Consider the following 26,189-nt stretch of genomic DNA (forward strand, 5'->3'; position numbering starts at 1 on the left):
GGATGGCCACAGTGAGTAGCGACTTCGGCTTCTGGAAACGCGGTGTTGGGGAACCTGAGGAAATCTTCGACAACCTTGCTGAAGGTGACACCAGCGACCTTTTCGTGAGCCCTGACGTGTTGCGGTTCCGGGAGGAATTGCTGACTAGGTGGCCAGATGTGGACGATGTTCTGGAGCCGTCTCGGTTCGATCTGGAAGAGGAACCGGATGATGCGGGAAAGTACGTCCTCCTGACCCTTTCTGTTCGCCAACTGGATTATCTCCCTGAGATTCTTGACATGGCGAAGAGGAAGGGTCTCGTCGGATTTAGCGGAGTTGCGGGCGAGCCGATTTAAGGTTTCCGGCGCTACGCAACAAAGCGCAAAGAAACGGCCTCTGCAGGTGCCACCTGCAGGGGCCGTTCTTGCGGTTTGACGGCAGTAGTGACGGCAACAACCACGGACAACCACGGCTGAACCCGCACTTCGGCGAACCGCTGAATTTCGGTAAGCCGGTAGGGAGGGGGCCCATTCCGCGCGATGGATCCGATCCTGGTTGGCAGACCAGTGAGCGAGTTCATATTGACGGAAAGGATCGGGTGCACGGACACCCGGTCGGCCCCCTTTATCGAGACTAGCGACATGAAGGAAAGTGAATCCATGGGAGCGAGAAACCCTTGGCCTTGGCGGGCATGGGATGAGCTGACGCGAGATATCCAGAACGCGTATGAGGACATCGGTGCACCGCGAAGATCCTTCGTCTCGTCTGTAGAGCAGAGCCAGCCATACGGTGATCTCGTCCACGCTCTGAGTAGAGTAGCTGAACTGAACGACGATACGGACGTCAACTGTGACGTGTGTTTCAGTTACATGCTGAAGTCGGATGGGTTGTACTTCGTTCGCCTTTCGATGGTCGGGCTGTATGCCTTTGAGAGGTTGCATGGTCGCGGAGGTGCGGACCTTGTTACCTCGCGAAAAGATTGCTCATCGGACTTTGAGCGCGATGTATTCCAGTTTCTAACGGTCCGTGGCTTTCGTGTTTTGTCTGAGGGTGAGCTAAATTCGGCGGTTGATCTGGCGCTTCCGGGCATTGACAATGATGCGGTCACGGTGCGTAATGCGATCTTCTCCCCAGAGGAGTAAGTGCAGGGCTTCACGAGCTTCTGACGGCAGTAGTTGACGGCAACGTCAGCTGATGGACGGGGCGCTGGACGACGCGTAATTGCCATCAGCGGGGTCCGTTCGACCGGTCCCAGGTTGCCGCTGAGTGCCGCGCCGCGTTTTCACAGGTAAAAGCTGGGCTTACGATATTCCGGCCGGAACCGAGGGTCTCGATCCTCGGGTGGTGCAAGTTCGAGTGATGGATTCTGTCACCACCGGCAAACATCAGTACCCGAAGGGTTATGTGGTGTACATGAATAAGGCAGGGAGTCAGTCAACCCCCTGACTGGGCAGACAGTTAGCAGGGCTGGCCCCTACAATCATATTCGGATCTCATGATCTCCATAAATGACCTGTTCCAGGCCCGCCCTGATTCGCCAGTTCTCGGCTCAATCGAAGTGGATCCCCTGCGAGAAGTGGACGCGCTTCAGGAGGCGCAATTGCTCGACTCGCGGGTGTGTCATTTGACCTCAACGGCGGCTCTTCTCTTCGAACTGCGCACCTCCCTGCAGTTTGAAGTTGGAAATTCCGCGTTGCTTGTGGTTCGGGGTCTGCGCTCGTTTGAATGAAACTCGCCGAAATGTCATTTTCCACTCACGGCGCTGACGATTGTATCCAGTGTTCCTGACCGGTTGGTCGCATCTTTTCGTGCGAGATTTGAATTCTTTCCGGAGGCGCGCCTTGCGGTGGCGGGTGAGCTGGCCGAGTTTTATGTTCTTGACGTGGACAGAATTAGCGATGTACCGCCCGACTATTCGAGCATGCATCTGAAGCAGGTTCAAGAGGCCTTGCCTTCTTGGTCCTCCGCATGCAATCTGCTTCAGATGTCGATTTCAAGCTGAGGTGGCAGTGAATCGGAGTTATCTGTGCGGGTTTTGCGTTCGATCAGTTCGTAGAGTTGGGCGTCTGGGGCGCGGAAGTGTAGGTAGCGTTCTTGGGCGTTTTCGGCGATGGGGCCTACCGTGGCGCCTGATGTGCGGAGGGTTTCCGCTGCCTCGGTGAGGTTGTCCACCAGGAAGCCGATGGAGCGGGGGGTGTCGCCCATGCCGGCGGGGGAGGCTACGGCGAAGGTTGAGCCGTCGGGGAGGGTGAAGAGGTCTGCTTCTACGCCTTCGACTTGGGTGGGTTTGAGGGAGAGGGTGTTGCGGAGGAAGTCCGTCATTTCCTGGCGGTTGGAGGTGGACGAACCCGCGAATACCAGGCCTAGGATGCGCATGTTGGTCATCCTGCCGTATGGGGGTGCGCGGGGGGTGTGGGGGTGCGGGTGCGCTGAGCGCCTTGGTGGCGTTGCGGTGCGTGTCGCGGGGCTCTGCCCCGGGCCCCGGTCCTCAATCGCCGGACGGGCTTGAAGTGGCGCCCCGGCGGGGTGCTCAGTGTCGGTTGTGGTCCTCGGGCCTCGTGGGGGCTTCGTGGCGGGTTGTTTTGGAGCGGACTTCTGGGTCCCAGAGGTTTCTCGCGTACGGGAACGAAGTGTTGCGGGTCTTGTGCTGGCCGTTCAGGCGTCTGATCACGAAGAACCCGCCCAGTAGGAGCGCTGTCGTCACCAGTCCCACCGCTACCGAGATCCATGTGCTGTCCATCTGGGGCCCACCTCTGTTACGTCCCCCCTCCCACGGTACTCCGGTGTCCGGCTCCTCGGGATTTACGGAAAGCGGGCCTAGAGCGGTGTTCCCGTGATCGTGTGTGTCCTGCGACGATGGACGTGGCGGTGGACAATCGCGTACGCCTCGTACAGCGGGTGTCCAGCGGGCTGACGTACATCCGGGCGGGAGGGCACGTGCCAGAGGTGTTCATTCGGCGCCTGAGCCGGTGGCAGGCGGAACAGCAGCGGGAGGACGTCGCGGATGTGTACGTCGAGGCGTACCACCGTGTGCACGGCGAGGAGTTTCACGACCGGCAGGAGTTCCTGCGGGCCTTCGCCGAGGACGTGCAGCGGACCGGGTTCGACATGGTGGTCGCGAGCGGCGGGGGCAAGCCGGCCGCGCACGCGTACGGGTTCCTGCTCGACCGGGCCGGGGAGTGGTGGCGTGGTCTCGATGTGGATGTGCCGTGGGACATCGAGGAACTGACCGTGTCCGGGCAGGTGTTCGCCCTCGCGGAGTTGATGGTCCTTCCCGCGTACCGGAGAGGTGGGGTCGCCACGCGGATGGTTGAGCAACTTCTTCTTCGTACGGACGCGGCACTGGTGACCCTCCGGATCGATCCGGCGAACGAGGCCGCCGTCGGAGCGTTGAGATCCTGGGGGTGGACGAGGCTCGGGGCCGCTACTCCGCCTGTGACGGAGGCGGTGCCTTCGGTGGGTATGGCTGTGGGGGCTGTTACTGATGTTTGGTCTCGTGCTTTGACTCCGTGAGTAGTGGGGTGAGGCGGGGTGGGGTGGGTGGAGTGGGGCTGTGTTGGATTGCTCCGTGGGTGACTGGGCTTTAGGTTAGGCTCGCCTAAGTTCTGTTGCGTTCGTCGTACTCCGGAGCCGTTCCCATGACAGTGCCTCACCCCACCGCTCTGTCCGAAACGCCCGAGGGTGGGATTCTGCGGCGGCAGCGTGAGCGGGAGTCCTCGGCGCGTACGTACGCCCGGTCCTTTCCCATCGTTCCGGCGCGCGCCCAGGGCATGACCGTGGAGGGTGTGGACGGGCGGCGGTATCTGGACTGCCTCTCCGGGGCCGGGACGTTGGCGCTCGGGCACAACCATCCCGTCGTACGGGAGGCTCTGCGGCGCACGATCGACAGCGGGGCGCCGTTGCACGTCCTCGACCTCGCCACGCCTGAGAAGGACGACTTCACCGACGCGCTCTTCGCCACCCTGCCCAAGGGTTTCGCCGACCGGGCGCGGATCCACTTCTGCGGGCCCGCCGGTACGGACGCCGTCGAGGCGGCGCTGAAACTGACGCAGACCGCGACCGGGCGGCGCGGGGTGCTGGCGTTCACCGGGGCGTACCACGGGATGACGGCGGGGGCGCTGGCCGCGAGCGGGACGGTCGCGGTGAAGGAGCGGGTGGCGTCGGGGGGCGTGGGCGAGGTGACGCGGCTGCCGTATCCGTACCCGTACCGCTGTCCGTTCGGGGTGGGGGGTGAGGGGGGTACGGATCTGGCCGTCACGTACACGGAACGGCTCCTCGACGATCCCGCCGGGGGCGTCGTGCCGCCCGCCGCGATGATCCTTGAGGCGGTGCAGGGCGAGGGGGGCGCGGTGGTCGCGCCGGACCGCTGGCTGCGGGCGATGCGGCGGATCACGAGCGAGCGGGAGATCCCGCTGATCGTGGACGAGGTGCAGACGGGCGTGGGGCGGACGGGGGTGTTCTGGGCGGTCGAGCACAGTGGGGTCGTACCGGACGTGATGGTGATGTCGAAGGCGGTCGGCGGGAGTCTGCCGCTGGCGGTGATCGTGTACGACGAGCGGTACGACGGCTGGTTGCCGGGCGCGCACACGGGCACGTTCCGGGGGAACACGCTGGCGATGGCGGCGGGCGCGGCGACGCTGCGGTACGTGGCCCGGGAGGGCCTGGTCGCGCGCGCGGCGGTGGTGGGGGCGCGGATGACGGCCCGGCTGGAGGAGCTGCGGGCGGCGCTGCCGGTGATCGGTGACGTGCGGGGGCGGGGGCTGATGATCGGCGTCGAACTGGTGGACCCTGAGGGCCCGTTGGACGCGTGCGGCGCGTATCCGGCGGACCCGGACCTGGCGAGGCGGGTCCGTGCGGCGTGCCTGGAGCGGGGGGTGATCGTGGAGTTGGGTGGTCGATATGACGCTACGTTGCGGCTGTTGCCGCCTTTGACGATCACGGACGGGGAGGCGGAGGCGGTGCTGGAGCGGGTGGGGGACGCGGTGGCGACGGAGTCGCGGGGGCCGGGGTCTGGTCGGGCTCCGGGAGGAGGTCGAGGAGGTCGAGGAGGCCGAGGAGGTCAGGGTCGTCTTGGTGCCCGGCCGGGGTCGGACCTCGGTGCGGGTTCTGGCGTCGGCCCCGGTCCGGGTCCGGGCGTGGGGCCCGGCCCGGGTGTGGGCGTCGGCCCCGGCCCTGGTCCGGGTCTGTTGGGCGGCTCGCGGGTTGTGCGTGGCGCGGTGGGCCGTCCCAGGGTGGGTGACGGGACATCGGCACAGCGGGCGGGCGGGAGCGGAACTGACGCGGCCGCGGGGCCGGTTGGACCTACGACCCACGGGGTCGGGCACCTGACGCCGGACTGGGGCGTGGCGGCGCGAGTCCCCGACGGCGGGACGGTGGCCGGAGACGAGGTGGCTTCGGACACGGGCGTCAGGACGTCGCCGGACGTGGACCGGGCAGCCCGGCCGGACGGCCAGGCGGAGGCGGCCGACCAGGCGGCGCCCGGCGAGGGCGCCCCCTCGCGGGAGCGGTCGTCTTGAGCGCTGACCTTTCCGGCGGGGCCGGCGGGCCTTCGGCCCTGGAGCCCCTGTTGGCCGCCGTGCTGGCCGCCCTCGCCGAAGGGGACGGGCTGAGGGGCGGGCCCCTTCCCGCCGGCCGGCCGCAGGACATCGCCGCCGCCGTCGCGGAGGAGTTCGCGGCCGGGGCCGGTGGTGCGGTCGGCTCCGGGGGTGGTGGTTCAGGCGGTGCCATGCCCGGTACCGGGACCGGGCATGGCACCAGGCATGGCACCGGGACCGGTGGTCCCGCCGGGAGCGCCGGCGCTGGTCCGGGCGCCGCGGTGCCCGGCGGTACCAGCGGCAGCCCGGCCTGTGCCGGGAGCGGTGGTGAGGGTCGCGGTGAGGCCTCCGGTACGGAGCGTGGTGAGGGGCGCACCGGCGCCCCCGGCGCCCATCCGGCCTACGGGTCCACCCGTTCCTCCGGGCCGCCCCGCGACCTACCCCTCTCCCGGCTCACCCGGCTCCTCGCCGCCGGCAGCGCCGATCCCGCTCATCCCGCCTGCGCCGCGCACCTGCACTGTCCGCCCCTCGCCGTCGCCGTTGCCGCCGACCTCGCCGTCTCGGCACTCAATCCCTCTCAGGACTCCTGGGACCAGGCCCCCGCCGCCACCGTCCTGGAGACCCTGCTGCTGGGGGAGTTGGCGCAGATGGCCGGATACGACCCCGGCAGCGCGGCGGGAGTGCTCACCTCCGGGGGGACCGAGTCCAACCTCATGGGGCTGATGCTCGCCCGTGACCGCGTGCTCGGTGCCGTGACCGGGCGGCGCGTCGAGATGAGTGGGGTGAGTGGTGGGCCCCGGGCCCGGATCCTCGCCTCCGCCGCCGCGCACTTCTCCGTGCAGCGTGCCGCCGCCCTCCTCGGGCTCGGGGAGGACGCGGTGATTCCCGTGCCGGTGGACCGTAACCTCCGTATGAGAGAAGGGGAGTTGGCCGCCCTCCTCGACAGGTGCCGGCATCGCGGGCAGGTGCCCGTCGCCGTGGTGGCCACCGCCGGGACCACCGACACGGGCGCCGTCGACCCGCTGCGCGCCTGTGCCCAGCTGGCCGCCGCGCATGGGGCCTGGTTGCATGTGGACGCCGCGTACGGCGGTGGCGCCCTGCTCTCCGACCGGCTCGCGCCGCTCCTGGACGGGATCGGCGCGGCCGACTCCGTATCCCTCGACTGGCACAAGCTCGGCTGGCAGCCGGCCGCCGCCGGTGTGTTCCTGGTGCGGGAGGCGGAGACGTACGCCTCGCTGGCCCGGCGCGCCGTCTACCTGAACCCGGCCGACGACGAAGAGGCGGGCTATCCGAGCCTGTTGGGGCTTTCGCTGCGTACGACACGGCGTGCCGACGCCTTCAAGATCGCCGTTACGCTGCGGACGCTCGGCCGGGAGGGGTTGGGGCGGCTCGTCGACGCGTGCCACGAGCTCGCGGTGGCGGGGGCGCGTACCGTACGGGAGCATCCCCGCCTGGAGTTGCACGCCGAACCGGTGCTCACTGTCTTTCTGTTCCGGTACGTGACGGAAGGGGTGGAGGGGGGCGCTCCCGCCGTACTCGATCGCGTCAACGCCTCCCTGCGGCGCCGGCTCCTCCGCGAAGGCCGCGCCGTCGTCGGCCGTACCGAACTCCCCGGCGAGGGCCCCGGCCGCGTCCGGCTCAAGCTCACCCTGCTCAACCCCCACACCACTCCGGCCGAGGTGGAGCGTCTGCTGCACGCGGTGGTCGCCGCCGGCCGGGCCGAGGAGGACCTGCTGTGACCCCTCAACCGGACGCGCCCGCCGTCCCGGACATCCACGATCCCCAGCACATCCGTGAACTCCCCGACGTCCACGACCTCCTGGGCATCGGCATCGGGCCGTTCAACCTCTCGCTCGCCGCGCTCTGCGACGGCGTGCCCGGCCTGCGCGCCCTGTTCCTCGACGCCAAGCCGGACTTCTCCTGGCACCCGGGGCTGCTTCTCGACGGGACCACCCTCCAAGTCCCCTTCCTGGCGGATCTGGTGACGATGGCCGACCCCACCAGCCCCTGGTCGTACCTGAATTACCTGCGGGAGCACGACCGGATGTTCCCGTTCTTCTTCTCCGAACGGTTCCACATACCGCGCAGGGAGTACGACCACTATTGCCGCTGGGTCGCCGGACGCCTTCCCTCCTGCCGATTCGACGCGCGGGTCACGGAGTTGGCGTGGGACGAGGGCGCCGAGGCGTTCGCCGTCACGTACCGCTCGGTGGCGGGCGCCTCGACGCGGGTCCTGGCGCGGCAGGTCGTGCTGGGCGTCGGCACGCAGCCCGTCGTCCCCGAGCCGCTGCTGCCCCTGCTCACCGGCGCCTCCGGGCACCGGGGCCGGGTCCTGCACAGCGCCGACTACCGCACGCACCGGGCCGAGTTGGCCGGGCTGGACGACGTCACGGTGATCGGGGCCGGCCAGTCGGGGGCCGAGGTGGTGCTGGATCTGCTGCGTCAGCAGCCCGTCGGAGGGGGAGAGGGAGAGGGAGAGGGAGAGGGAGACGGGGTGGGTGGCGGCGCGACAGGGCCGTACGTCCGCTGGCTGGCCAGGACCCCCGCCTTCGCGCCCATGGAGTACTCCAAGATCGGCCTGGAGCACTTCACCCCCGACTACATCCGCTACTTCCGCGGCCTTCCGGAGCGGCGGCGCGAGCAACTCGTCCGGGAACAGTGGCAGTTGTACAAGGGCGTCAGCGAGGAGACGCTGGCCGCGATCCACGACGAGCTGTACGAACGGACGGTGGGCGGTACGGAACCGCGTACCGCCCTGCATCCCGGCGTGGCGGTTGTCGCGGCGGAGCCGGTGAAGGGCGGCGGCGGGTACCGGCTCACCTGCCTGCACACCGAGCGGGACGAGCGGTTCGAGGTCCGTACGTCGGCGATCGTGTCGGCGACGGGCTACGCGGCGGTCCGCCCCGCCTTCCTGGAGCCCCTGTCGAAGCTCGTGGACTGGGACGGGAAGGGCCGCTACCGCGTCGACGCGGACTACCGGGTGACCCTCGCGCCCCATGTGTCCGGCGGCCTGTACGTCCAGAACGCCGAGCTGCACACGCACGGCGTGAGCGCCCCCGACCTGACGCTGGGCGCGTGGCGGGCGGCGACCATCCTCAACGCCGTGGCCGGGCGTACGGTGTTGAGGCTCCCGGAGCGTGCGGCGTGGACGACGTTCGGGGTGCCGGACGGGGTGCAGGACGGGGCGCAGGACCGGGCGACGGGCGGGTCTTAGCGCTGGGCGGAGACGTAGGTCTTCTCGATGGTGTCGAGGATCTCGTCCGCGCCGGTGTAGCCGATGCCCAGCATCCACAGGTTGTCGTCCACCGCGAACGCGCGGCCCTTCTTCACGGCCGTGAGCTTCTTCCACAGCGGACCCGCGGTGGTCGCGGTCTCCTTGGCCTTGGCCGGGTCGCCGTACGTGGAGTGGTAGAGGACGTCCGCGTCGGCCTTGTCGATCTGTTCGGGGCTGACGTCGAGTGAGAAGCCGGCGGTGTCCTGGTTGGCGGGGCGGCCCACGCCGAGGTCCTTGAAGAGGGAGCCGACGAACGTGTCGTTGAGGTAGAGGCGGGTGTCGGCGCCCTCCACGAACCGTACGAATCCGACCTTCGTCTTCTTCGCCTTCGCGGGACCGCCCAGCGCGGTGGTGAGCCGGGCCACGTGCGCGTCGTAGGCGGCGGCGACCTTGTCACCCTCGGGCTTCTTGCCGACGGCCTCGGCGTGCAGCGCGAAGTTCTGGCGCCAACTGGGTCCTGTGGTCTCGGAGAAGACGGTGGGGGCGATCGCGGACAGCGCGGCGTAGTTCTTCTCGTCGCGGACCTTGCTGCTCAGGATCAGGTCCGGCTTGAGCGCGGCGATCGCTTCCAGGTTCGGCTCGCCGATCAGGCCGACGGGCTTGACGCCCTTGAGGCGGTCGGCCGGCAGATAGGCGGAGAGGGGCGCGTCGGCGGCAACGGTGGTGGCGCCCACGGGTGTTGCCCCGAGGGTGACGACGGAGTCCAGCGCATCGGTGTCCAGGACGACGATCCGCCGGGGGGCGGCCGTGACGTTCACGTCGCCCATGACCGTGGCGACGGTGTGCGTCGCCACGGCCGGCGCCCCGTCTCCGCCGGACGTACCGGACGCCCCGTTTCCGGAGCCGCCGCTGTCGCCGCCGCACCCGGTGAGCGTCAGTACGAAGGCGGCGGCGGTGGTGGTGACGGCCGTGAAGCGGCGGGCTCGGGGTGCGGACACGATGGGGGGCCTCCTCGGCGGTGCCCCGGGGTCGGCCCGGGGCGTGACACAGGTTAGGTGAGCCTAACCATGAGGAGGGGGGCGGGGCCAGACGGAGTCGGGGCGCCGCGTCGTTTCAAGTGCGGCTTATCCGGGCTCAGGTGACCCTGACTCGGACGACCTGCGGTCAGACGACCTGCGGTCAGACGCCCTGCGGTCAGACGCCCTGCGGTCAGGCGACCCGCGTTCAAGTGACCCGCGTTCAAGTGACCCGCGTTCAGATGACCGGCGGACGGCCCAGGGCCGTCATGCGCCGTACCGTGCTCCAGCGCATTGGGCGGCGCGTTCCGCACGCCGTTCTGACGCCCTCGGCGAAGCCGCCGAACCAGGCGCGCAGCCCCGTCATGGAGCGGGTGCGGGCCACCGTCAGCAGGATCCACGTGCCCAGGTAGAGCGGGACCAGCGGGGCGGGCAGGTTGCGGCGGGCCAGCCAGACGCGATTGCGGGCGGTCATCCGGTAGTACTCGGCGTGCCGGGCGGGGGACGTGCGCGGGTGCTGGAGCACCAGGTCCGGCTCGTAACGGATCTTCCAGCCCGCGTCGAGCGCGCGCCAGGCGAGGTCGGTCTCCTCGTGCGTGAAGAAGAACGCGTCCGGCCAGCCGCCGGTCTCCGCCAGCATCGGCATGGAGAGCGCGTGGCCGCCGCCGAGGAAGGTGGTCACCTCGCCGGCCCGCATCGGGTCGTCGGCGCGCAGACGCGGTACGTGGCGCCGCTGCGTGAAGCCGGTCTCGTCCGCGATACGGAAGCTGACGATGCCCAGCTCCGGATCGGCCTCGTACAGATCGGCCACGCGGGTGATCACGTCGGCCTCGATGAGGAGGCCGTCGTCGTCCAGGTCCACCAGGACGTCTACGTCGCCGCACTCGCGGAGCTTCTCCATGGCGACGTTGCGTCCGCCGGAGACGCCGAGGTTCTCGGGGAGGTCGATGCCGATGACACCGTCGGGCAGCTGGGGGAGGGGCGAACCGTTGCCGACGACCACGATCCGGGTGGCCGGTTCGCGCTGTTTGGCCACGGAGTCCAGGAGGGCCCGCAGCTCTACGGGCCGGGTCCCCATGGTCAGCACGGCCACACCCACACGCGGTCGGGACATGTCCGGATCACCCCAGCTCTCGTCGACGTCAGGAGACCGATGGTATCCGGCCCCCGACATCCGGGGGCCACTGGAAGGTACCCCTCCCGATGCCGGGGGTTCATCTTGACGCTCCGGTTGACGTCCCGGTTGACGTCCCGGTTGACGCTCCGGGGGTGGGCGGAGCGGTGGCCGGAACGGGGGGCCGGGTCGGTTTCTTGGGCCCCGTCGGTCCCATTGGCCCCAACAGTACCAATTGTCACACCGGAATCAGCGGTTCACTGTGGCATACTGCTCAGTATGGTGCTGGGGAGACTCGGGAGTAGGGCGTGAGCGAGCCGCGGTCGGCGCCGACCATCGGGCAACTTGTCCTCAGCCGACGGCTCCAGGCACTCCGGGAGCGGGCCGGGATCAGCCGTGACGACGCCGGCAGGATGCTGCGGGTCACGGCCGCGACCGTACGGCGGATGGAAATGGCCGAGGTCGCGCTCAAGATTCCGTACGTACAGCTCCTGTTGCCCGCGTACGGCGTCCCCGAGGACGAGGCCGCCACCTTTCTGCATCTTGCCGACGAGGCCAGCAAGCCCGGCTGGTGGCAGCGGTTCCACGACATCCTGCCCGACTGGTTCGGTGGTTACGTCAGCCTCGAAGAGGCCGCGCGGACCATACGGTCGTACGAACCGCACTTCGTGCCCGGTCTCCTCCAGACCGAGGACTACGCCCGTGCCGTCCTGACCGCCGGCGAGGTCGGCCGCGCGAGCCCCGGGCGCCTGGAGCGTCATGTCGCGCTGCGGATGGAGCGCCAGGCGCTGCTCACCCGTACCGAACAACCCCCCGTCTACTGGGCCGTCCTGGACGAGACCGTGCTGCGCAGACCCGTCGGCTCGGCGGGCGTCATGCGGGCGCAGATCGACCGGCTCCTGGAGGCGACCGAGCGCCCCAACGTCACGCTCCAGATAGCCGAGTTCGCGGCCGGCCACCACCCGGGCACGTACAGCCCGTTCGTCCTCTTCCGGTTCGCCGTCCCCGAACTCCCCGACATGGTCTACATCGAGTACCTCACGGGTGCGCTCTACCTCGACAAACCCCCTGAGGTCGCCGCGCACATGGAGGCGATGGACCGCATGGTGGCGCAGGCGGAGTCCGCGCGCCGGACCCGGGACATTCTCGCCGCGTTCCGCAAGGAGCTGTGAGGCCTCGGAAGGAGCTGTGAGGCCCCGGAAGGACCCGTGGCCGGGAAGTAACCCGTGGCCGGGAAGTACCTCCCGTACCAGTGGCAGGCGGTCAGAGGGGGAGCGTGGGCGGGAGCGGCGGTCCGGTGTACTCGCCCAGCCACACGCTGGTGATCGCGCTGACGTACCGCGCCCCGCAGTGGTCCGAGGGCACGACCAGCTGACTGCCCTCGGCGTCCAGGTCGCGCCCGTCCATCGAGGTGGCCAGCAGGATCGGCACGTTGCCGAAGTCGGCGTCGAGCTCCGCCCAGGAGAGCACGGTGTGGTGGCCGTCCCCGCCGGTGACGGCGAGCAGGTAGCGCGTACGGTCCTTGCGGCGCCGGGCGTCGAAGCCCGGGCTCGCGTCGGCGATCACGTCTCGCAGCAGCGCGCCCTCGAAGGTGTGGTGCCTGGGGCCGTCGGTGGTGCAGTGGAAGACCACGTCGGCGCGGTGGGCGGCCCACCGTTCGCGCAGGTCCGTGACGGTCAGTGACACCGGACGGGCGACTTCCCCCCGGAGCAGGAAGGGCGCGGCGGCGGGAAGCGGGGTGCGGTTCTGTGTGCTCGCGGTGCGGTGCTGTGTGCTGACTCGGCTCATCAGATTCCCCCTCGGGAGGTCCGCGTGCGCGGGGCGGCTGCATCGGGGTTACGTCGGCGCTGCTGCATCGGGGTGATGCCCAGCCGCCGTCCGGGGGAATCTCGGGAGTGAACCTCGGATGCGAGCCAAGACCGCTTCTTTGCCTCGCCGGTGGGAGGTGAGGTGCCGTCACGGGCCCGCAGAAGCGATCGCGGTGCCGAACAGGGCGTACGGGGAGGCCTGTTGTCGGCCGGCCTTCGTGACGGCGGCAGTTGGGGCCCGATGCCCGATTGGTGACCCGCGTCCCGTCCCGAATGTCACAGGGCCGCGACAGGCGCGTCCTCAGTCCAGGACCGCTCTTACGCACGGCGGCGGCGCACGACAGAGTAGTGATCACCCAGGGGGACGCGCCCCGATCCGCGGACACAGTCCGCGGAGCCAACATCCCCAGACACACATGGAGTTCGTCATCATGGCTCGTACCCACCTCCGCAAGGCCGTCCTCACCGCCGTCGCCCTCGTCGCGGCCACCACACTGCTGACGGCCTGCGACGGCGACGACGTGGCCGCGGCCCCGGCGGCGTCCGACAAGGCCACCGCGGCGCCCGCGAAGGAGACGCCCGCGGCGGAGGAGACACCGGCCGCGGACAAGGGCACGGACGAGGGCGACACCGGGGCCGACAAGGGTACGGACGAGGGGGACACCGGGGCCGACACGGGCACCGGCGAAGGGGACACGACGGCCGACAAGGGCAAGGGCGTCTCGGGCACCTGGTTCGGGAACGTCTCGTACATCGCGCCCGGCAAGTACTCCGTCGGCGACATGAAGGGTACGGAGCAGATGTTCTGGGTCGCCGAGGACACGGACATCCAGGGCGCGGGCGACATATGCGGTGACGCGGAGAGCCAGGCGGCCACGCCCTGCACCGAGGCCGAGTTGGAGGCCGCGGCCAAGAAGGGCGTCTCCGCCGAGGTGGAGATCGTGGACGGCATCGCGGTCCGCGTCGTCGACGACCACTGACCGACGCACGCGGCGCGGTAGCCCGGCCGGAGGACTCCGGCCGGGCCGCACCACGCTTCCTGGAAAGCGTACTTGCACTTTGCCCGGGTCGGGCGGTGACCACGTCGGCCACCACATACGCTGACCTGTCACGAGTGAGAGGGAGGTGCGCCAGTTGGCCGCTGTTCCGACCATGCGCCGCCGCATGCTGGGTGCTGAGCTTCGCAAGATCAGGGAACGCTGTGGGCTGAAGGCGGAGGACGCCGCGGCGGAGTTGTCCTGGCACCCGTCCAAGATCAGCCGCATCGAGACGGGCCGCAGCGGGTTGCGGGTGCATGAAGTGGGCGCCCTGCTGGACCTGTACAAGGTCCGCGACGAGGAGACCCGTACCGGCCTCGAAGCGCTGGCGAGAGAGGGCAAGCGCCGCGTCTGGTGGCAGCCGTACAACGACGTCCTCACGCCGCGCTATCTCGACTACATCAACTTCGAGGCGGAGGCGTCGGCGGCCCGCAGCTTCGAAACCACCCTGGTTCCCGGCCTGTTGCAGACGCCCGACTACGCGCGCACGGTGATCAGGTCGCTCAAGCCGGAGCGGAAGGCCGACGAGGTGAACGCGCTGGTGGAGGTACGGCTGGCGCGCCAGAACGCCGCGCTGAACCGGGAGGACCCGCTCCAGCTCTGGGCCATCCTCGACGAGTCCGTCCTGCACCGCCCGGTGGGCGGCGCGCCGACCGCGGTCAAGCAGTTCAAGCGGCTCCTGGACGCGACCGACCTGCCCAACGTCACGTTGCAGATCCTGCCGTTCGCCGCCGGAGCGCACGCCGGGATGCTGGGACCGTTCGTGATCCTTGAGTTCCCCGTCCAGGCCGACCTTGATGTGGTGTATTCGGAAGGCCTTGCGAGTAGCGTTTACCTCGAACGTGACGCCGACCGGACCGCTTACGGCCGAACTTTCGACCGGTTGCGTGCGGCCGCCCTGGACGTAGAACCTTCGCGTGACATGCTCGCGCGCCGAATGAGGGAACAGACGTGAAGCACTGCATCGGGCCCGGCGTGGACCTCGGCCACGCGACCTGGCGAAAGAGCAGTTTCAGCGGCGATCAGGGCAACTGTGTCGAGGTGGCGGACGGGGTCTCCGGCCGCGTGCAGGACGCGCCCGTGACGCTCGTACGTGACAGCAAGTCCCCGGCGGGGCCGCGTCTGACGTTCAGCGCGGACGCCTGGGCGTCGTTCCTGACGACGGTGTAGCCGGGCCCCGTTCCGTACGCGGGTCCCGGTTCGTACGCGGGCCTGTTCGTACGCGGGCCCCGTTCCGTTTCCCGTTCAGGCGGCGGCGGGGCGCAGCAGGGCCTGGGTGGCCGCCGTCAGCAGCCAGGCCTCCGCCTGGGGGTACGACCACCCGTTGTCGTCGACGAGGGTGAAGAAACCGGCGTACCCGAAGTAGAACCACAGGACGTCCAGCGCCGCTCCGGCGCCGACGTCCTCGCGCAGCGCGCCCAGCCCGGCGAGGTGTGACGCCACGGCGCCGAGCCCGGCGCGGTAGCGGGCGGTCGCCGTGGCGAGGCCTTCCGCGGCCGTCGCGTCGTGGGGGGCCGTGTCGAGGACCACCCGCATGATGTCGCCGTAGTCCTGCCGCATGGCGCGGGTCATCGCGGCCGGCTCACGCATGATCTCTTCCGGATCCGTGAGCCCCACTATCAGCTCCCGGCTCTCGGCGACGATCGGGGCGGCCGACCATATGCCGACCAGCGTGCTGAGCAGTCCCTGTTTGCCGCCGGCGACGGCGTAGACGGTGGCCGGCGACACGCGGGCCCCGACCGCGATCTCGTCCACCTTGGTCGCGAAGTAGCCCCGCGCGCGGAACAGCTCGCGCGCCGCGTCCACGATCGCCTGCCGGGTCGCCTCGGCGTACTCCGCGCGGCGGCTGCGGCGGGCCCCGGCGGCCACGACTGGGCCGGGCGGGCCCTGCGCGACGGCGGGCTGGTCGTGGACCTGTCCGGGATGCGGGAGGTGTCGGTCGACGCCGGGGCGCCGGCCGCGACCGTCGCGGGCGGTAGGTGCTGGGCGGTCTGGCGGCGGTCACGGCGGACGCGCCCGACGAGCTGACCGTACAGAGCGGCGTCCTGTCCGGTCCTGACGGCGATCCCGTGCTGTTCCTGTCACCGACCTGGAGCGGCGAGTTGGGGGAGGGCGAGAAGGCGGTCGACGCGCTGCGGCGGCTCGGGACGCCGGTCGTGTCGCAGGTCGCGCCCATGGCGTACGGGGACATGCTCGGCCTCTTCGACGCCCACGTCGTCACCGGGCGGCACTACGCGGTCCGCACCCGGTCGGTCGCGGCCTGCACCCCGGACGTCGTCGCGGCGCTGGTCGCGGCGGGTGACTCCCGTACGTCCCCGCTGTCCGGCATCGCGATCCACCACTTCCACGGCGCCGCCACGCGGGTGCCGGAGGACGCCACCGCGTTCGGGCTCAGGCGGAAGCACTTCGTGGTCGAGACCGTCGCGGCCTGGGAGCCCGACGACCCCGACGGGGACGCGCACCGCGCCTGGGCCTGGGCCCGGACGCGACTCCGGGCGATGTCTGACATGTCCAATAATCTGTCTTGATCAAGTACCTGTTGTCGGGGCCCTGTTCGTGTTGTGTCCTCAGGACGTAACCGGGTGAGCCCACCCCAAAGCCACCTCGTACTCCCCCATGAACGCTTCGGACGAGCCGGAGCTGATCACCACGGGAGACCGAAGATGTTCCGGAAGCGCATGGGATTGATCGCCGCCACCGTCGCCGCGGGCGCGATGCTGCTGACCGCCTGCAACGGCGACGACACGGCGGTGGGTTCCGCCGCGTCGGGCGCGGCCGACGTGGCGTCGGGCGCGGCGGACGCCGGGGCCCGCGCCGCGGAGGCGGCGAAGGCCGCGCTCAGCAGTCTCGACTTCCGCGGCGGTACGGCGAAGCAGAACAACGCCCCCGCGAACACGGGGGACTTCGCGAACCCGGCGGGCAAGCCCACCACCCCGGCCGGCGCCAAGTGGGTCCAGCTGTCGGCCACGAAGGCGGGCGACCTCGACCCCGTCGTCGCCAACGGCGCCGGCTTCACCCTCTACCGCTTCGACAAGGACACGGCCGACCCGTCGCAGTCCAACTGCAACGACGCGTGCGCCGTCACCTGGCCGCCGGTGATCGTCGACCCGCACGGGAAGATCTTCATCGACGGCATCAAGAAGAAGGACGTCGGTGTGGTGAAGCGCGCCGACGGATCGCTTCAGGTGACCCTGGGCGGCTGGCCCGTCTACCGGTTCTCCAAGGACCTCAAGCCCGGTGACACCAACGGCCAGGGCGTGGGCGGTACGTGGTTCGGCGTGACCCCGGACGGCCAGAAGGCGGGCGGCGGCGTCGTTCCCGTCCCCAGCGTCTCCAGCGGCGCCCCGGCGGCCGAGCCGGCCTCCAACGCCGTGCTCTTCGATGACAAGAACTTCGCCGACAACGGCTCCCAGGGACTGTCCGGCAAGGGCTGCCAGAACGTCAGCCGGGACAACATCGCTTCCTCCATCCAGGCCGAGGGCTCGCTGAAGATCTGGACCGGGGCCGACTGCACCGGTAAGTCGAAGGTCATCGACGGCAATGTCGCGGACCTCGCCGGGATCGGATTCGACAACGATGTGTCGTCGGTGTTCTTCGGCTGAGACGGGTCGGTCGGTTCGAGCGACCGAAGGGCCGGGCCCCCTCCCTTTGTGGGAGGGGGCCCGGCCCTCGTTACGGCCTGTCGGGCTCTCAGTCTCTCAGCGGTTCAGTACGAGAACTGCTGGATCTGGTCGTCGTACGGGCCGTACGTCCAGCCCGTCCGGGTCGCCGGGTCCAGCTGGATCGAGTTCATCAGCCCTCCGTGGACCAGGCTCCCGCCGTGGTCCGTCACGCTGAATCCGCTCAACGTTTCTGTCGCGGCGCCCGACTTGAGGTCCGTGATCACCAGCTGGCCGGTGGCGTTGTTGTCCAGCAGCAGGCCCTGCTGCGAGCCGAAGTAGCTCGTGCCCTCCGGCGCGGCGAAGGACACGACCGCGACGCCGTTGTCGCCGTCCAGTCCCAACGCGACCGGGAAGCCGCGTCGTACGGTGACCGCGTCACCCTGCTCGCCGGTGGACACGTCCAGCGACCCCAGCACGGCGGTCGGGACGATCTTCGTGCTGAGCGCGGTGGCGGAGAGGTTGTAGAGCTTCCCCGTGCCGTCCGCCGCGAAGCCGTGGCTGCACCCGGACGTCGAACCGGCGCCCGTGACCTCCCTGGTGGTCAGGCTCACCCGGGCCGCCGTGACCCCGCCCAGGCAGAGGAACGCCGGTGCGCCCTTGGCCAGATAGACGTCCCCGGTGGAGGCCTCGATGTCGAGCAGGCTGTACGTACCCGCGCCAACTCCCGCCGGGTCGGCGGGAATCACCTTCCCGGCGGAGCCGTCGGCGAGGTCCACCGGCAGCACCACATCGCTGTCGCCGTCGACCGCCCGGAGCAGCAGCGCCCCGCGCGCCCGGTCGGCGTCCACCCGTCCGACCACGAACGTGTAGGTGTCGGCGGCCAGTTCGGTGCTGCCGACCAGGGTGTCCGTGGCGGTGTTCCAGGTCTCGACGCGGACGTCGCCGCCCTGCTCGCGCTGGTGTACGAGCAGCGCGCGGTGGGTGGTTGCCGAGACGCCGAGCACCTCGTAGTCCGAGGTGTCACCGGAGTCGGAGGCGATCACGGGGCCGTAGAGGCCGGTCGTGGTGGAGTAGTGCCTGATCTCCGTGGTTCCGGTGGTGGTACGGAGGGCCGCGACCGAGTTTCTGCCCGCGATCGCGAAGCTCAGGACCGTACTGCCGTCGGGAGCCGTTCCGTCGTCCACCCCGAGGCCGGCGACGGGGGAGGCCTGGCCGACGACCCGGTGGTGGCTGTCGAGGGCCAGCACCCGGACGCCGTAGAAGTCCGAGGTGGTGAGGCCCAGTTCGAGGGCGTCGAGCCGTACGGTGCCCGAGGTGGCGGGCAGGGTGCGGTGGGCGGTGGAGGGCGTGTTCACGCCGTCGTGGTCGAGGGTGGTGCCGTTGGCGTTGGTGAACGTGTTGAGCGAGCCGTACACCGTTGGCGCGGGCGCGGAGAACTCCACCTGCGCGTATCTGGCGCCGGGGACCTCCCGGACGTCGTACCGCACACCGACGGCGGGCTTCGCGCGGGTGACCTCGGCGCTGTGGCCCGTGACGCCGTTCGCGCCGGTGAGGAGGGGCGCGGCGGGACGGACGGCGGCCGGGCCGCCGTCCACGCGTACGGGGGCGAACTCGCCGTACGTGGTGAGCTTCGGGTTGCCGCCGAATCCCTCCGTCGCGATGCCGATCCCGTAGAGGCCGCCCCCGCCGGTGAACGCCTCGGCCGGGATCGTGACCGTGCCGGTGGTGTCCGTGAGGGCCTGGTGCCAGCCGGCCGAGAAGGTCGGGGCGAGGGCCGGGTTCCAGTGGCCGACGCCCGAGACGACGAGCTGCGGGTCGGTGGTGCCGATGACGCCGGAGAGGTCGTACGTGACCGTCACCGGACGTCCCGCCTTGACGACGGCGGGGGCCAGGGGCGCGGCGGCCTCGGTGTAGCGGCCGTCGCTGGGGCCGACGGCGAGGGTGCGCCGCTCGGAGGCCCGTACCTTCCCGTCGACCAGCACCGCGTACGTCACCGTGACGTTCCTGTCCTCGGTCGAGACCACCGGAAGGTCTGCGGCAGTGAGGAGTTGACGGGGCGTCAGACGGATCGCCGGGGTGTCGGAGGTGAACTTCTTCGTACCGACGGTGAGGCGGTAGCGGGTGTCCTCCGGGTTGGCGGGCAGGTTGGTGACGTCACCGGCGAAAGTGACCGGGCCGACGAGCCCCTGGCCGTTGCCGCCCGAGGCCGCGTCGCCGAGGTCGACGCGGTTCTGGTCGGTGGTCTCCAGGAAGGAGCCGCCGAGTCCGCCGACGGTGACGCGGTGCGCGACGGAGAGCCGTACGAGGGTGGGGTCGTGCTTCTTGCTGCTGGTGCTGCTGGTGCTGCTGTTGGTGCTGGCGCCCTTGCCGCCCTTGCCGCCCTTGAGGGCCAGGGCGGCTTGGGTGGCGGCGGTGACGTCGATCTGCGGGCCGACGTTCAGCTTCCTGTCGATCTGCGCCGGGGTCGACACCGCGCGTCCCGTCCGCTCCAGCAGGTCCCTGACCTGGGCGGGGGTGAGGTGGCGGCCGGCCAGTTCGCCGGCGTGCAGGACGACGGCGGCGGCTGCCGCTGTCTCCGGCGCGGAGGCCGACGTACCGCCGTTGCGGACCGGGGTCACGGCCTGCGCGTCCTGCCCGGCGGTGTGGGTGAAGGCGATGATGTTGTCGCTGGGCGCGGAGAGGTCGATCCGGGTGCCGAACCCGGACGAGAAGGTGCCGAAGCCGCTGATCCGGGTCTCGGCGGTGGTGGCGCCGGTGGTACGGGAGGGGTCGGCCGGTGCCGCGAGGGTGTCGTCCAGGGTCGTGCCGCCCGCCGCGATCGCCCCGGTGTCCGGGACCCGGCTGGGCGCGGTGGACTCGGCCACGTCGTCGATGGTGGTGGCGGCGGAGGCGTGCGGGGCGAGGTCGGTGGGGGTGCTGCCGCCGTCGGGGCCGACCGAGGCCGGGGTGTAGAGGCGGGTGCCGTCGTTCGAGGAGATCGACACCACGATGCCGTCCCGCTGGACGATCGACGCCACGACCGACCTGACGTACGGGTCGTCCTCCAGGTAACGCCCGGGGAATCCCTGGGCGTCGGTGCCGAAGCCGAGGCTGGCGGTGATGACGTCGGGGCGGGGCGACTGGTGCGCGGCGGCGAGCAGGGCGCCGGCGATCTGGTCGATCGTGGGCTGCTGCGGCACGACGAGCCGGTAGTCGGCGCCGGGCGCGATGCCGAGCAGGTCGGTGTAGCCGCTGCCGGTCGCCTCGGGGCGCTGGCGGTCGTGCGCGAGCGGGGCCATCACGCTGAAGTCGAGCAGGACCTCGCCGAGGGACGGGTCCTGGTCCTTGGTGGAGGCGGCGCCGTCCACGCGGCCGTCGGTGCCGGCCACGTAGGTGGGTATCAGCGGCATCGACGGCAGGTCGAGGTAGCGCTGTCCGTCCTTGAGGATCGTGGTGGGGCCGATGCCCTGTACGTAGGTGTCGCCCGCGTCGGCCATCGACTGGTCGGTGAGGTCGCCGATGGAGACGTTGGTGATCGTCTGGCCGGTGCCGGGCTGCTGGCCGTAGGTGCCCTGGAGGGTGGCGAAGGCGCCGGAGGCGTTCACGCCGCCGGCGTTGAGGAAGGCTTGGGCGGAGGTGGAGAGGGCGTAATTGGTGGGGAGGGCGGGGGAGTTGGTGGTGGGCTTCGCTGCCTTCGGGGAGGCGGGGGCGGCCTTTGCCGCTGCCTTCGCCTGAGTGGAGAGCGGCTGCGCGCCGGTGTTCATGGTGTTGACGTAACGGTTGGGCTCGGCGCTCGCCACCCCGGCCGTGTTCCGGAGGCGCTCGGCGACGGCCGCCGAGTCGCGTTCGCGCGTCTGGACCACGTACGTACGGGAGAGGTCGGAGGCCCCGGACCCGAGTCGTGAACGTGCCGTGGCCGTAAGGGAGTCGGTGGCGGACTTCGACAGGGAGGGGAACAGCGGCCGAAGCGAGGCGGCCCCCGCCGCGCGCAGCGCGGAGTCGAGCGGGGCGCTGTCCGTCCGGGGGATGCGGGCGGCGAGACGGGTGCCGGCGATCGGTTGCCCGGTCACCGACGTCTTCGCGTCGAGGGTGAGCAGCACCTGGCCCGGGACGACGCCTTGGCGCTGCTGGGGCAGGGCTCTCGCCGGGGCGGTGTCGCCGAGGGCGGAGCGGCCGGTGGCCGGGGCGGAGCCGTTCGGTACGGAACCGGCGGGGGCGCCGGCGGCGACGGCGGGTACGGACGACACGGCGGCCGCGAGGGCCACGAGTGCGACGGACGCAACACCGAGGCGTCTGCCCGGCGGACGGGAACGCGGCATGGGGGGTGGCACCTTCCTGTGACCTGAGACTGGGACCTGGGACCTGAGAAGCGGTTGAGTGCGGGTTACACCGACCACAACTCTCGTGGAAGATGTCAACCGTGACGGAAGAGGCGCAAGTGGGTGATGCTGGCCGACTTCCGCCACCTGGCGGGCTGCCGCCACAGGAACGTCGGAGAAGGCATGGAACTTAACGTCCTGGGACTCACGGACGAAACAGAGCACGTCTACAAGGTGCTGGTCGGGCTGCCGAGGGCCACCGCCTCCGAGGTCGCCGAGGCGTGCGGCCGGCCCGCGTCCGCCGTCGGGAAGCTGCTGTCCGGGCTGGTCAGGGACGGCCTCGCGACCCGCTCGGCGGGACGCCCGCCGCGCTTCACCGCCGTCTCCCCGGACGTCGCCGTCACCGCGCTGATCCAGGAGCGCGAGCACCGGCTCGACGAGGCGCGGTCGTTGGTGGAACGGCTCACCCAGACACACCGGGAGGCGGCCAGGATCAGCCATCCGGACATGGCGGTGGAGCTGCTCTCCGACCGCGACGACATCAGCGCGGCGGTCCGCCGGCTGACGGCGGCGGCGCGGCGCGAGATCCGGGCGTTCGACCGCCCGCCGTACGTGGACCGCCCCGGCAGCAACCTCGATGCCCAGGTCCAGCGCCAACGGACCGGTGTGGTGCACCGGGTGATCTACGACCGCGAGGCGGTGGCGTGGCCGGGGCGCCTCGACAACGACATCGTGCCGAGCATCCGTACGGGCGAACAGGCGCGGGTACGCAACGAGTTGCCGCTGAAACTGGTGCTGAGCGACGACCGGGCGGCGATCATCCCGTTCAGCCTGGCACCGGGCGGCCAGTCGGTGGCGTACCTGATCCACCCGTCACCGATGCTGGTGGCGCTGTCGTCACTGTTCGAGGCCCAGTGGGACAGAGCGCTTCCGCTGCTGGCGACGGACTCCTCGCATCCGGGGGGCGTGACGGTACCGGGCGGGGGCCCGGTGCCGGGGGTCGGCGCGGTCCCCGGCGGCTCCGGGGCGGGCGGTGGTCCCGGGGCGGGCGGTGTCCCCGCCCCCGGCGTCGGCCCCGGAACCGGGGATGGTTCCGTGCCGGGCGCCGGCCCCGGGTACGGCGGTGGCCCCGGGTACGGCTCCGACGGGTGGCCACCGCCCCCCGGCCCGGAGACCCGCGCCCTGCTGGCGCTCCTGGCGGCGGGGCTGACGGACGCGGCGATCGCCCGAGCGCAGGGCTGGAGCGAACGCACGACCCAACGCCGCATCCACCGCCTGATGACGGAGCTGGACGCCACGACCCGCTTCCAGGCCAGCCTGACGGCGGCCCGCCGGGGCTGGCTCTGACGGGCCCGGCGGGCAGCCCCCGCAGCTTCGCAGCCCCCCGCGGCCCCGCGGGCCACCGCAAGGGCCCGGTGCGGTGCGGCCCGTTGAGGGGCGCCCGCGCCGGGCCGTGTTGTGGGGCGGGACGGGGTGGGGTGGGGTCACGTCGTCAGGCTCACCGCCGACACCGCCGGTGCCCGTAGCGCCCTGCGGGCCGTGCTCAGGCCCGTGATGAGGGTGGACGCCGTGGCCGCCGCCACGACCAGCAGCCAGACGCCCGGCCCCGGTTCCGGGAGGAGGGAGTCCGTGCGGACCGCCGTGAAGGCGAGCAGGCCGGTGAGGCCGGCCACCGTACCGAAGAAGACCCCCGTCACCGTCAGCACCAGGCCCTCCAGGCCGACCGTCCTCAGCACCTGGCCGGGGGTCGCGCCGGCGAGGCGCTGGCGGCCGAACTCGCCTCGGCGGTACGACGTTTCCGCGTACAGCGTGTTGATGATCATGATGCAGGCGAAGACCACGACGATGCCGACGACCACGAGGTTCACGGTCTCCACGTTCTTGTCCTCGACCGACCTGGTGAGGCCCGACGCCCGGATCGCGTCCGTCTGGACCGCCTGCATGTAGAGCGCCGCCGTCGCCGTTCCGGTGAAGAGGACCAGCGGCATCAGCAGGCCCGACAGCTGCGCGGCGCGGTGGCGCATGGTGTGGACGGTCAGGTAGCCGCTCGCCCCCGCGAGCGCGGTGATCGGCCGCTCGAACATCCTCAACAGGCCCCGCAGCAGCGCCGGGGAGAAGATCGCGAAGCCGACGGAGAGCAGGATCGCGCCGTAACCGGGGGCGGCCATCAGCGCCGGGGCCGTGGCTTCCATCGTGAAGGTCGCCGCGATCGCCGCCGTACCGCCCACCAGCGCCGCGACACCCGCCGCCTTCTTGATCCGACCGCGGCCCACCCGGGCCCCCGCCGCCACCCTCGTCGCCCGGCGCACCGCGAGGAACGCCGCGCCCACCGACGCCAGCAGCGTGACCGAGACGCCCATCGCCAGCGCCACCGCGCCGAAGGCGAAGTCCACCCCGTCGGCGACCTGGCCGCTGTCCTTGAACAGCCCCAGCAGCACCCGTCCGCCGAGCATCGCGGGCCCCACCGCCAGCAGCGCCGCGACCACGCCCACCAGGACGGCCTCGCCGACGACCATCCGCTTGATCTGGGCCGGGGTCGCGCCGGTGTTGCGCAGCAGGGTGATCTCGGCACTCCGCTGCCGTACGTTCACGGTCAGCGCGGAGGCCACCGCGAAGAACACCAGCAGCGCGCCGTACCCGCCGACGACGTTCGACGACACCCGCAGGGTCTCGGCGCTGACGGAATCGACGCCCGGGGCGCCGGCGGTGTCCTGGAGCGAGCCGAACGTCATGACGATCGCCGCGCCCAGGAAGGCGGACAGGAGGGTGGCGAGGAGCCGGCCCGGCCGCTGCCGGACGGACCGCAGAGCGAGAGCGAACATGGCTCAGACCCCCAGGGTCAGGTCGTGGTCCCGGCCACGGCCGTGGTCCCGGTCGTGGCTCTGGTCGTCGCTCCGGTCCGCGATGTCGCCCAGGTGCGCGAGCCGTTCGGCGACCGCGTCCACCGTGGGCGCAGTGAGCTGCCCGGCCAGCCGGCCGTCCGCCAGAAACTGGACGGAGTCCGCGTACGACGCGGCGACCGGATCGTGCGTCACCATCACCACCGTCCGCCCGTGGATCCGTACCGCGTCCCGCAACAGACTCAGCACGTCCCGCGCGCTCCGCGTGTCCAGCGCGCCGGTCGGCTCGTCGGCGAAGATCACGCTGGGCTCGGTGACCAGCGCCCTGGCGATGGCGACCCGCTGCCGCTGACCGCCGGACAGTTGGTCGGGCCGGTGGCCGAGACGGTCGCCGAGGCCGACCTGGGTGAGGATCTCCCTGGCCCGTACGGGGTCGGCGCGGCGGCCCGCGAGCCGCAGCGGCAGCGTGGTGTTCTGTTCCACGGTCAGCGTGTCCAGCAGGTTGTACTGCTGGAAGACGAAGCCGATCCGCCGCCTGCGGAACTTCGTCAGCGCCGCCTCCCCGCCTCCCGTCATCTGCTCGCCGTCCACCATGACCAGCCCCTGGTCCGGGCGGTCGAGCCCGGCCGCGCACTGGAGCAGCGTGGACTTGCCGGAGCCGGACGGCCCCATGACGGCGGTGAAACTCCCGGCCGGCAGGCTCAGGGTGACCCGGTCGAGGGCGGTGACGGCGCTCTCCGCCTCGCCGTAGACCTTGCTGACGCCGACCAGCCGGAGCGCCTCGGGGTGCCCGGCGGGCTGGAACTGGCCCGTACTGCCCCTGCGTTTGCCCCTGCCGGTACGCGTACCTGTCCCTGTGTCTGTGCCTGCCCCTGTGCCTGCACCTGCACCTGCACCTGTACCTGTGCTTTTGCTCGTCCCCGTACGACGGAACATCGCCGTCCCTCCCTCTCGGACGCCCGCTGCGTCCCTGTCCACGACGCTACGGACGGTGAGGGCCGCGCACACGGGGCGTGGTGCCCGGACCGGAGGTGGTGCTGGGTGCACCGTCGTACCCCCAGGAGGCGCCAGGTTCGGCGAGGCGAGGCGAGGCGGAGCGGTCCTACGGCTCCGGATCCAGGTGCGGCAAGTGGTGGCCCAGGCGCTCCCGCTTCGTGCGCAGGTAGAAGATGTTCTCCTCCTGCGGGGTGATCAGCAGCGGCACCTCCTCCGTGACCTTCACGCCGTGTCGCTGGAGTGCCTCGCGCTTGAGCGGGTTGTTCGACATCAGCCGTACCGACCGCACGCCCAGGTCGTGCAGGATCTCCGCCGCCACCTGGTAGTCGCGGGCGTCCGCCGGGAGGCCGAGGGCCAGGTTCGCCTCGACCGTGTCCAGGCCCTCCGCTTGCAGCTTCATCGCCTGGAGCTTGGCCAGGAGGCCGATTCCCCGGCCCTCGTGGCCCCGGAGATAGACAAGAACACCCCGTCCTTCCCGCACGATGGTGGTCAGCGCGGCGGACAGCTGGCCGCCGCAGTCGCAATGCCTGGAGCCGAAGGAATCTCCGGTCAGACACTCCGAATGCAGCCGGACAAGGGCCCCTTCTCCCGTGACATCGCCGTACACCAGGGCCATTTGTTCGTCCGTGCCATTGCCGTCCCGGTAGCCGACAGCGAGGAAATCGCCGTACGCGGTGGCCAGGCGGAGATCCACCACTCGTTCCGCGACCGGGCGGCCACTGCCGTCGGACGTACCATCAATTTCCCTCAT

At 70.6% G+C, this 26,189-nt stretch carries 22 protein-coding genes and 1 pseudogene; 14 read left to right on the forward strand and 9 right to left on the reverse strand.

All coding sequences use genetic code 11. From position 1 onward, the window contains the following. Positions 1–2 precede the first annotated feature (2 nt). The 3 genes from ACIO1C_RS05615 to ACIO1C_RS05625 all read left to right on the forward strand — a co-directional run bounded on the left by ACIO1C_RS05615 (position 3) and on the right by ACIO1C_RS05625 (position 1,708). A complete protein-coding gene (locus ACIO1C_RS05615; protein WP_401858937.1) occupies positions 3–335 on the forward strand; it encodes a hypothetical protein in 333 nt (110 codons plus the stop codon). A gap of 285 nt (positions 336–620) precedes the next feature. Continuing rightward, positions 621–1,121 (forward strand): hypothetical protein, encoded by a 501-nt coding sequence (locus tag ACIO1C_RS05620; protein ID WP_401858939.1) that lies wholly within the window; start codon positions 621–623, stop codon positions 1,119–1,121. A 353-nt stretch (positions 1,122–1,474) separates the two neighbouring features. After that, positions 1,475–1,708, forward strand: coding sequence for a hypothetical protein (locus tag ACIO1C_RS05625; protein ID WP_401858940.1), 234 nt, complete (start codon positions 1,475–1,477; stop codon positions 1,706–1,708). Positions 1,709–1,959: 251 nt separating this feature from the next. On the opposite strand, the gene ACIO1C_RS05630 is transcribed toward ACIO1C_RS05625, so the two are convergent. Next, a complete protein-coding gene (locus tag ACIO1C_RS05630; RefSeq protein ID WP_401858942.1) occupies positions 1,960–2,364 on the reverse strand; it encodes a VOC family protein in 405 nt (134 codons plus the stop codon). A gap of 471 nt (positions 2,365–2,835) precedes the next feature. Between ACIO1C_RS05630 and ACIO1C_RS05635 the strand changes: the two genes are divergently transcribed. The 4 genes and pseudogenes from ACIO1C_RS05635 to ACIO1C_RS05650 all read left to right on the forward strand — a co-directional run bounded on the left by ACIO1C_RS05635 (position 2,836) and on the right by ACIO1C_RS05650 (position 8,727). Next, positions 2,836–3,492 (forward strand): GNAT family N-acetyltransferase, encoded by a 657-nt coding sequence (locus tag ACIO1C_RS05635; protein WP_401858944.1) that lies wholly within the window; start codon positions 2,836–2,838, stop codon positions 3,490–3,492. 125 nt (positions 3,493–3,617) lie between these two features. After that, positions 3,618–4,985 (forward strand): annotated as a pseudogene (locus ACIO1C_RS05640) (diaminobutyrate--2-oxoglutarate transaminase family protein); the annotation flags it as partial. Between the two features lie 506 nt (positions 4,986–5,491). Next, the gene (locus tag ACIO1C_RS05645; protein WP_401858945.1) at positions 5,492–7,252 is read left to right on the forward strand and encodes a pyridoxal phosphate-dependent decarboxylase family protein; all 1,761 of its coding nucleotides are present in this window, start codon (positions 5,492–5,494) and stop codon (positions 7,250–7,252) included. Then, positions 7,249–8,727 carry a lysine N(6)-hydroxylase/L-ornithine N(5)-oxygenase family protein gene (locus ACIO1C_RS05650; RefSeq protein ID WP_401858947.1) on the forward strand — a complete coding sequence of 493 codons (1,479 nt, stop codon included), beginning with the start codon at positions 7,249–7,251 and terminating at the stop codon, positions 8,725–8,727. Before ACIO1C_RS05645 ends, ACIO1C_RS05650 begins: the two co-directional genes overlap by 4 nt. Here ACIO1C_RS05650 and ACIO1C_RS05655 read toward each other — a convergent pair. Beyond that, complete coding sequence (locus ACIO1C_RS05655) at positions 8,724–9,725, reverse strand: ABC transporter substrate-binding protein (protein ID WP_401858949.1); 1,002 nt, start codon at positions 9,723–9,725, stop codon at positions 8,724–8,726. The genes ACIO1C_RS05650 and ACIO1C_RS05655 overlap by 4 nt on opposite strands. Positions 9,726–9,981: 256 nt before the next feature. Next, a complete protein-coding gene (locus ACIO1C_RS05660) occupies positions 9,982–10,857 on the reverse strand; it encodes a glycosyltransferase family 2 protein (protein ID WP_401858951.1) in 876 nt (291 codons plus the stop codon). A 308-nt stretch (positions 10,858–11,165) separates the two neighbouring features. On the opposite strand from ACIO1C_RS05660, the gene ACIO1C_RS05665 reads away from it, so the two are divergent. Then, positions 11,166–12,029, forward strand: a complete 864-nt coding sequence (locus tag ACIO1C_RS05665; protein ID WP_401858953.1) for a helix-turn-helix domain-containing protein — start codon at positions 11,166–11,168, stop codon at positions 12,027–12,029. Positions 12,030–12,120: 91 nt separating this feature from the next. On the opposite strand, the gene ACIO1C_RS05670 is transcribed toward ACIO1C_RS05665, so the two are convergent. Beyond that, on the reverse strand, positions 12,121–12,645 hold the full coding sequence (locus ACIO1C_RS05670) for a molybdopterin-dependent oxidoreductase (protein ID WP_401858955.1): 525 nt from the start codon (positions 12,643–12,645) through the stop codon (positions 12,121–12,123). 451 nt (positions 12,646–13,096) lie between these two features. On the opposite strand from ACIO1C_RS05670, the gene ACIO1C_RS05675 reads away from it, so the two are divergent. The 3 genes from ACIO1C_RS05675 to ACIO1C_RS05685 all read left to right on the forward strand — a co-directional run bounded on the left by ACIO1C_RS05675 (position 13,097) and on the right by ACIO1C_RS05685 (position 14,872). Beyond that, positions 13,097–13,645, forward strand: a complete 549-nt coding sequence (locus tag ACIO1C_RS05675) for a hypothetical protein (protein ID WP_401858957.1) — start codon at positions 13,097–13,099, stop codon at positions 13,643–13,645. 154 nt (positions 13,646–13,799) lie between these two features. Then, entirely contained in the window at positions 13,800–14,657 is an 858-nt protein-coding gene (locus tag ACIO1C_RS05680) for a helix-turn-helix domain-containing protein (RefSeq protein ID WP_401858959.1), read from the forward strand. After that, positions 14,654–14,872: a DUF397 domain-containing protein gene (locus ACIO1C_RS05685; protein WP_401858961.1), complete on the forward strand. Its 219-nt coding sequence runs from the start codon at positions 14,654–14,656 to the stop codon at positions 14,870–14,872. The genes ACIO1C_RS05680 and ACIO1C_RS05685 overlap by 4 nt, the downstream gene beginning before the upstream one ends. A gap of 75 nt (positions 14,873–14,947) precedes the next feature. Here the strand turns inward: ACIO1C_RS05685 and ACIO1C_RS05690 are convergent, their stop codons facing one another. Further along, positions 14,948–15,571 carry a TetR/AcrR family transcriptional regulator gene (locus ACIO1C_RS05690; RefSeq protein WP_401858963.1) on the reverse strand — a complete coding sequence of 208 codons (624 nt, stop codon included), beginning with the start codon at positions 15,569–15,571 and terminating at the stop codon, positions 14,948–14,950. A gap of 110 nt (positions 15,572–15,681) precedes the next feature. Between ACIO1C_RS05690 and ACIO1C_RS05695 the strand changes: the two genes are divergently transcribed. Together ACIO1C_RS05695 and ACIO1C_RS05700 are read left to right on the forward strand one after the other, a co-directional pair. Further along, positions 15,682–16,230: a hypothetical protein gene (locus ACIO1C_RS05695; RefSeq protein WP_401858965.1), complete on the forward strand. Its 549-nt coding sequence runs from the start codon at positions 15,682–15,684 to the stop codon at positions 16,228–16,230. Positions 16,231–16,380: 150 nt separating this feature from the next. Then, complete coding sequence (locus ACIO1C_RS05700) at positions 16,381–17,304, forward strand: hypothetical protein (RefSeq protein WP_401858967.1); 924 nt, start codon at positions 16,381–16,383, stop codon at positions 17,302–17,304. Positions 17,305–17,408: 104 nt separating this feature from the next. Here ACIO1C_RS05700 and ACIO1C_RS05705 read toward each other — a convergent pair whose 3' ends face one another. Further along, positions 17,409–21,602 carry a hypothetical protein gene (locus ACIO1C_RS05705; RefSeq protein ID WP_401858969.1) on the reverse strand — a complete coding sequence of 1,398 codons (4,194 nt, stop codon included), beginning with the start codon at positions 21,600–21,602 and terminating at the stop codon, positions 17,409–17,411. A gap of 183 nt (positions 21,603–21,785) precedes the next feature. Between ACIO1C_RS05705 and ACIO1C_RS05710 the strand changes: the two genes are divergently transcribed. Then, entirely contained in the window at positions 21,786–22,949 is a 1,164-nt protein-coding gene (locus tag ACIO1C_RS05710) for a TrmB family transcriptional regulator (RefSeq protein ID WP_401858971.1), read from the forward strand. 137 nt (positions 22,950–23,086) lie between these two features. On the opposite strand, the gene ACIO1C_RS05715 is transcribed toward ACIO1C_RS05710, so the two are convergent. From ACIO1C_RS05715 to ribA, 3 genes are all read right to left on the reverse strand, one after another. After that, entirely contained in the window at positions 23,087–24,424 is a 1,338-nt protein-coding gene (locus tag ACIO1C_RS05715; RefSeq protein ID WP_401858972.1) for an FtsX-like permease family protein, read from the reverse strand. 3 nt (positions 24,425–24,427) lie between these two features. Continuing rightward, a complete protein-coding gene (locus tag ACIO1C_RS05720) occupies positions 24,428–25,378 on the reverse strand; it encodes an ABC transporter ATP-binding protein (RefSeq protein WP_401858974.1) in 951 nt (316 codons plus the stop codon). A gap of 166 nt (positions 25,379–25,544) precedes the next feature. Beyond that, positions 25,545–26,189 (reverse strand): GTP cyclohydrolase II, encoded by a 645-nt coding sequence (gene ribA / locus ACIO1C_RS05725; protein WP_401858976.1) that lies wholly within the window; start codon positions 26,187–26,189, stop codon positions 25,545–25,547.

The organism is Streptomyces sp. NPDC087420 (assembly GCF_044744165.1).
Classification (GTDB): domain Bacteria; phylum Actinomycetota; class Actinomycetes; order Streptomycetales; family Streptomycetaceae; genus Streptomyces.